This window comes from Ideonella sp. P3_A4 (genome assembly GCF_056403075.1).
In genome coordinates this window covers 1-4,995 of sequence record NZ_JBFUGE010000440.1, presented here as the reverse complement: position 1 = coordinate 4,995, position 4,995 = coordinate 1, and the positions used below count along the sequence as shown (strand labels likewise).

General features: G+C 66.0%; 5 protein-coding genes and 1 pseudogene. 1 reads left to right on the top strand and 5 read right to left on the bottom strand.

Annotation, left to right across the window (positions count from 1 at the left end; all coding sequences use genetic code 11):
• Window positions 1–523, bottom strand: a 523-nt coding sequence (locus AC1DYI_RS26275; protein ID WP_477207077.1) for a 2-oxoglutarate dehydrogenase E1 subunit family protein, incomplete at its 3' end; no start/stop codon positions are given.
• Window positions 524–777: 254 nt separating this feature from the next.
• Between AC1DYI_RS26275 and AC1DYI_RS26270 the strand changes: the two genes are divergently transcribed.
• Entirely contained in the window at window positions 778–1,116 is a 339-nt protein-coding gene (locus AC1DYI_RS26270) for a hypothetical protein (RefSeq protein WP_477207076.1), read from the top strand.
• Window positions 1,117–1,122: 6 nt separating this feature from the next.
• Here AC1DYI_RS26270 and AC1DYI_RS26265 read toward each other — a convergent pair whose 3' ends face one another.
• The 4 genes and pseudogenes from AC1DYI_RS26265 to AC1DYI_RS26250 form a co-directional block, all read right to left on the bottom strand.
• Window positions 1,123–2,073, bottom strand: a complete 951-nt coding sequence (locus AC1DYI_RS26265; RefSeq protein WP_477207075.1) for an NAD(P)H-dependent flavin oxidoreductase — start codon at window positions 2,071–2,073, stop codon at window positions 1,123–1,125.
• Window positions 2,073–3,863: an acyl-CoA dehydrogenase gene (locus tag AC1DYI_RS26260; protein ID WP_477207074.1), complete on the bottom strand. Its 1,791-nt coding sequence runs from the start codon at window positions 3,861–3,863 to the stop codon at window positions 2,073–2,075. The genes AC1DYI_RS26265 and AC1DYI_RS26260 overlap by 1 nt, the downstream gene beginning before the upstream one ends.
• A gap of 92 nt (window positions 3,864–3,955) precedes the next feature.
• Entirely contained in the window at window positions 3,956–4,885 is a 930-nt protein-coding gene (locus AC1DYI_RS26255; protein ID WP_477207073.1) for an electron transfer flavoprotein subunit alpha/FixB family protein, read from the bottom strand.
• Between the two features lies 1 nt (window position 4,886).
• Window positions 4,887–4,995 (bottom strand): annotated as a pseudogene (locus tag AC1DYI_RS26250) (electron transfer flavoprotein subunit beta/FixA family protein); the annotation flags it as partial.

Below are 4,995 nucleotides of genomic sequence, written 5' to 3'. Positions count from 1 at the left end.
ACTCTGCACCGATCGAGCCGCAGTAGGTTTCACGCAGCGCCTGCATGATCTCGCGCAGCGTCATGTTCTCGGCGCGCGAGAAGTAGGTGTTCGCGGCGCTGAACGTGATGTCCATGTCGGACTCGCTCAGGTCGTAGAACGCCGGCTCCAGCTCCGGGATCTTCGGGCGCTCGGTGCGCTTGAGCGGGTCCAGGTCGGCCCAGCGCGAGCCGAGGAACCGGTAGGCTGCGATCAGCGACTGGACGTGCACCTGCTTGCGGGCCACGGCCAGGTCGGCCGAGCTGGCCTTGACGGCGAACGCATTCGACTTCGCGCGCTGCGCGAAGGATTCGATCACCGGGGCATGCGCCACGTCGCGGCTGTCGGAGCCGTCGGTCGCGGGCACGTTTTGCAGCGCGTCGAAGTAGGYGCGCCAGTTGTCGGGTACAGCACCCGGGTTGTCGAGGTAGGCCTCGTACATCTCTTCGACGTACGGCGCATTTCCCCCGAACAGGTACGAATTCGACCTGTATTGCTGCATCATCTTTCGCTCACCTTTCGCCCTGGTTTCCAGAGCTCCGATGGGTTGATTAACCTTCCGCGGCCCGGCTCTACCGGTTGGCGGACTAGCGACCCGCCTTGCTGAAATTGACACCAGCAAGGGGACACAGAAGGACCTAAATACTCACGGACGGCACTGTAACACCGGTGTACCCGCGTCGTCGTACGTGGAATTGCAATGGTCTGTGGCCGTTACTTGCACAACAGCCGATGTGCGCCCGGCGCCACACTCGGGGTGTGAGCCGCTCACCTTCGTCACCCTACCGGGTAATCCATCTGCATGTCGACGCCCCGCCGAAACCGGCCGAGGGCGCCGCGTGCAATGGCTGCGGGCTGTGCTGCACGGCCGAGCCCTGCCCGGTCGGCGCGCTGGTCAGCCGAAAACGCGTAGGTGCCTGTGACGCGTTGCAATGGAGCGACAGCGAGGGTCGCTACTTCTGTGGCCTGGTCAGCGATCCGACCCGCGTGGTGCCCTGGCTGCCGGCGCCGCTGGCCCCGCTGCTGAGCCGACTGGCGCGGCGCTGGATCGCCTCGGCCACCGGCTGCGACAGCAGCCTGGTGACCGAAGCCGTCTGAACAGGTTTACGCGGCGACGCGGGCTTGCGCCGCGCGGTACTCGCGCGCCAGCCGCGCGACCAACTGGCCCGCTGGCTGCACTTCCTTGATCGCGCCAATGCCCTGGCCGCAGCCCCAGATGTCCTTCCAGGCCTTTTTCGCGTCGCCGCCGAAGTTCATCTTCGACGGGTCGCTTTCGGGCAGGTTGTCCGGGTCCAGGCCCGCCGAGAGGATCGAGCGCTTCAGGTAATTGCCGTGCACGCCGGTGAACAGGTTCGAGTAGATGATGTCGTCGCTCGAGCCCTCGACGAAGGCTTGCTTGTAGCCATCGATCGCGCGCGCCTCGTCCGTGGCGATGAATGCCGAGCCGATGTAGGCGAAGTCAGCCCCCATGGCCCGCGCAGCCAGCACTGCGCCACCGGTCGACATGGCGCCCGACAGTGCCAGCGGGCCGTCGAACCATTCGCGGATCTCCTGGATCAGAGCGAACGGGCTCTTCACACCCGCATGGCCGCCGGCGCCGGCTGCCACCGCGATCAGGCCGTCGGCGCCCTTCTCAATCGCCTTCTTCGCGAAGGTGTTGTTGATCACGTCGTGCAGCACCACGCCACCCCAGCTGTGCACCGCGTCGTTCAGGTCGGTGCGCGCGCCCAGCGACGTGATGACGATAGGCACCTTGTACTTGGCACAGACCTGCAGGTCGTGCTCCAGCCGCTCGTTGCTCTTGTGGACGATCTGGTTGATCGCGAACGGCGCGGCGGGCTTGTCCGGGTTGGCCTTGTTGTACGCGGCCAGCGTCTCGGTGATCTCGGCCAGCCACTCGTCCAGCTGCTCGGCCGGGCGTGCGTTGAGCGCCGGCATCGAGCCGACGACGCCCGCCTTGCACTGCTCGATCACGAGCTTGGGGTTGGAGATGATGAACAGCGGCGCGCCGATGATCGGCAGCGGCAGGTTCTTCAAGATCGCGGGCATGGACATCAGTAGGCCTCCAGAGCCATGTCGGTGATGCTGGCGGCGCCGTCGACGATGCTGTCGCGCATGCCGGGCGCCTTCGAGAGGATGTGGTCGCCGTAGAAGCGCGCAGTGGCGATCTTGGCCTTCATGAACTCGGTGTCTTCGCCCGCCGCCAGCTTGGCTTCGGCGGCCAGCAGCGCGCGGGCCATCTGCCAGCCGGCCACCAGGTTGCCGGCCAGCATCAGGTAGGTCACGCTGCCGGCAAAGACGGCGTTCGGGTTGGTCTTGGACTGGGCGACCACGAAGTCGACCACGTCGAGGAAAGCCTGGCGCGCGGCGCCGAGGCGCTTGGCCAACGCCTGGGCTGCTGCACCGCCTTGCTTCATCAACGCAGCTTCGGTCGTCTCGATCTGGCCGGCAATCGCCTTTGCGACACGGCCGCCATCGCGCGACGTCTTGCGGCCCACCAGGTCGTTGGCCTGGATCGCGGTCGTGCCTTCGTAAATCGTCAGGATCTTCGCGTCGCGCAGGTGCTGCGCCGCGCCGGTCTCTTCGATGAAGCCCATGCCGCCGTGCACCTGCACGCCGAGCGACGTGACGTCCAGGCTCATCTCGGTCGAGTAGCCCTTGATCAGCGGCACCAAGAACTCGTAGACCGCCTGGTTCTGCTGGCGCGTCGCCGCATCCGGGTGGTGGTGGGCAGCATCGAACGCCGCGGCACCCACGAGCGCCATCGCCCGGCAGCCTTCGGTATTGGCGCGCATCGTCATCAGCATGCGGCGCACATCGGGGTGGTGGATGATCGGCGCGGCCGTGTTCATCGAACCGTCGACCGGGCGCGACTGCACGCGCTCGCGGGCGTAGGCCACTGCGCGCTGGTATGCGCGATCGGCCACGGCCAGGCCCTGCACGCCGACGCCAAAGCGCGCGGCGTTCATCATCACGAACATGTACTCGAGGCCGCGGTTCTCTTCGCCGATCAGGTAGCCGATCGCGCCACCATGGTCACCGTATTGCAGCACCGCGGTCGGGCTGGCCTTGATGCCCATCTTGTGCTCGATGCTGACGCAGTGCACATCGTTGCGGGCGCCGGGCGAGCCGTCGGCGTTCAGCATGAACTTGGGCACGATGAACAGCGAGATGCCCTTCACGCCCTCCGGCGCACCGACCACGCGGGCCAGCACGAGGTGGACGATGTTCTCGGCCATGTCGTGCTCACCCCAGGTGATGAAGATCTTGGTGCCGAAGATCTTGTAGGTGCCGTCAGGCAGCGGCTCAGCCTTAGTGCGCACCATCGACAGGTCCGACCCGGCCTGCGGTTCGGTCAGGTTCATCGTGCCGGTCCAGGTGCCGTCGATCAGCTTGGGGATGTAAGTCGCCTTCTGCTCGTCCGAACCCGCCGTCAGCAGCGCCTCGATTGCGCCGTCGGTCAGCAGCGGGCACAACGCGAAACTGAGGTTCGCGGCGTTGACCATTTCCTGGCAAGCGGCGTGGATCAGCTTGGGCAGGCCTTGGCCGCCGAAGTCGGTCGGGTGGTGCAGGCCCTGCCAACCGCCCTGGCTGAACTGATGGAACGCCTCCTTGAAACCCGGAGTCGCGTGGACGTTGCCTTCCTTGAAGAACGAGGGGTTCACGTCGCCGTCGATGTTCAACGGCGCGACCACGTCTTCATTGAGCTTGGCGCATTCTTCGAGCACGGCCTGGGCGGTGTCGAAGCCAGCGTCTTCAAAGCCGGGCAACTGGGCCACGGCGTCGATGCCGGCCAGTTCCTTCATCACGAACAACATGTCCTTGACGGGTGCGCGGTAGGTCACTGCAGTCTCCTGGGAATCAAGAAAAAGGGCGCACAGCGGCGCCCTTTGAAAAGTCGTGGCACGCGGACGTCAATGCCGCGCGCTTGTCAGCTTCAGAGGGCCTTGATCAGCTCGGGCACGGCGGTGAACAGGTCCGCCTCCAGGCCGTAGTCGGCCACGCTGAAGATCGGCGCTTCAGGGTCCTTGTTGATCGCGACGATCACCTTCGAATCCTTCATGCCGGCCAAGTGCTGGATCGCACCCGAGATGCCACAGGCCACATACAGCTGCGGCGCGACGATCTTGCCGGTCTGGCCGACCTGCCAGTCGTTCGGCGCGTAGCCCGCGTCGACCGCGGCGCGGCTGGCGCCCAGCGCAGCCCCCAGCTTGTCGGCCAGCGGCGTCAGCACTTCATTGAATTTTTCCGACGAACCCATCGCGCGACCACCGGAAACGATGATCTTTGCGGCGGTCAGTTCGGGCCGGTCGCTCTTGGTGACCTCGCGGCCAACGAAGCTGGACTTGCCGTTGCCAGCCACAGCGGCCACCGACTCGACAGCAGCCGAGCCACCGCTGGCCGCGGCATCGAAGCCGGTCGTGCGGACGGTGATGACCTTGACCTTGTCGGCACTCTGCACGGTGGCGATCGCGTTGCCGGCGTAGATCGGGCGCTCGAAGGTGTCGGCGCTGATGACCTTGGTGACGTCGCTGATCTGCGCCACGTCGAGCTTGGCGGCCACGCGCGGGGACACGTTCTTGCCGTGGGCGGTGGCGGGAAACAGGATGTGGCTGTAGTTGCCAGCGATCGCCAGTACCTGCGCAGCCACGTCTTCGGCCAGTTGCTCGGCCAGGCGCGCGTCGTCGGCGTGCAGCACCTTGGCGACGCCAGCGATCTGCGCGGCGGCTTGCGCTGCGCCCGAGGCGTTCGAGCCGGCGATCAGCACGTGCACATCACCGCCGCACTGCGAAGCGGCGGTCACGGTGTTCAGCGTGGCGCCCTTCAGGGTGCCGTGTTCATGTTCAGCAATGACGAGGACAGCCATCTCAGATCACCTTCGCTTCGTTCTTCAGCTTGGCCACCAGCGTGGCAACGTCCGGCACCTTCACGCCCGCGCCGCGCTTGGGCGGCTCGCTGACCTTCAGCGTCTTCAGG

Excerpts from the sequence above, each read along its gene's own strand:
- AC1DYI_RS26265 (WP_477207075.1), bottom strand. The coding sequence starts at position 2,073 with ATGTCCATGCCCGCGATCTTGAAGAACCTGCCGCTGCCGATCATCGGC.
- AC1DYI_RS26255 (WP_477207073.1), bottom strand. The coding sequence starts at position 4,885 with ATGGCTGTCCTCGTCATTGCTGAACATGAACACGGCACCCTGAAGGGC.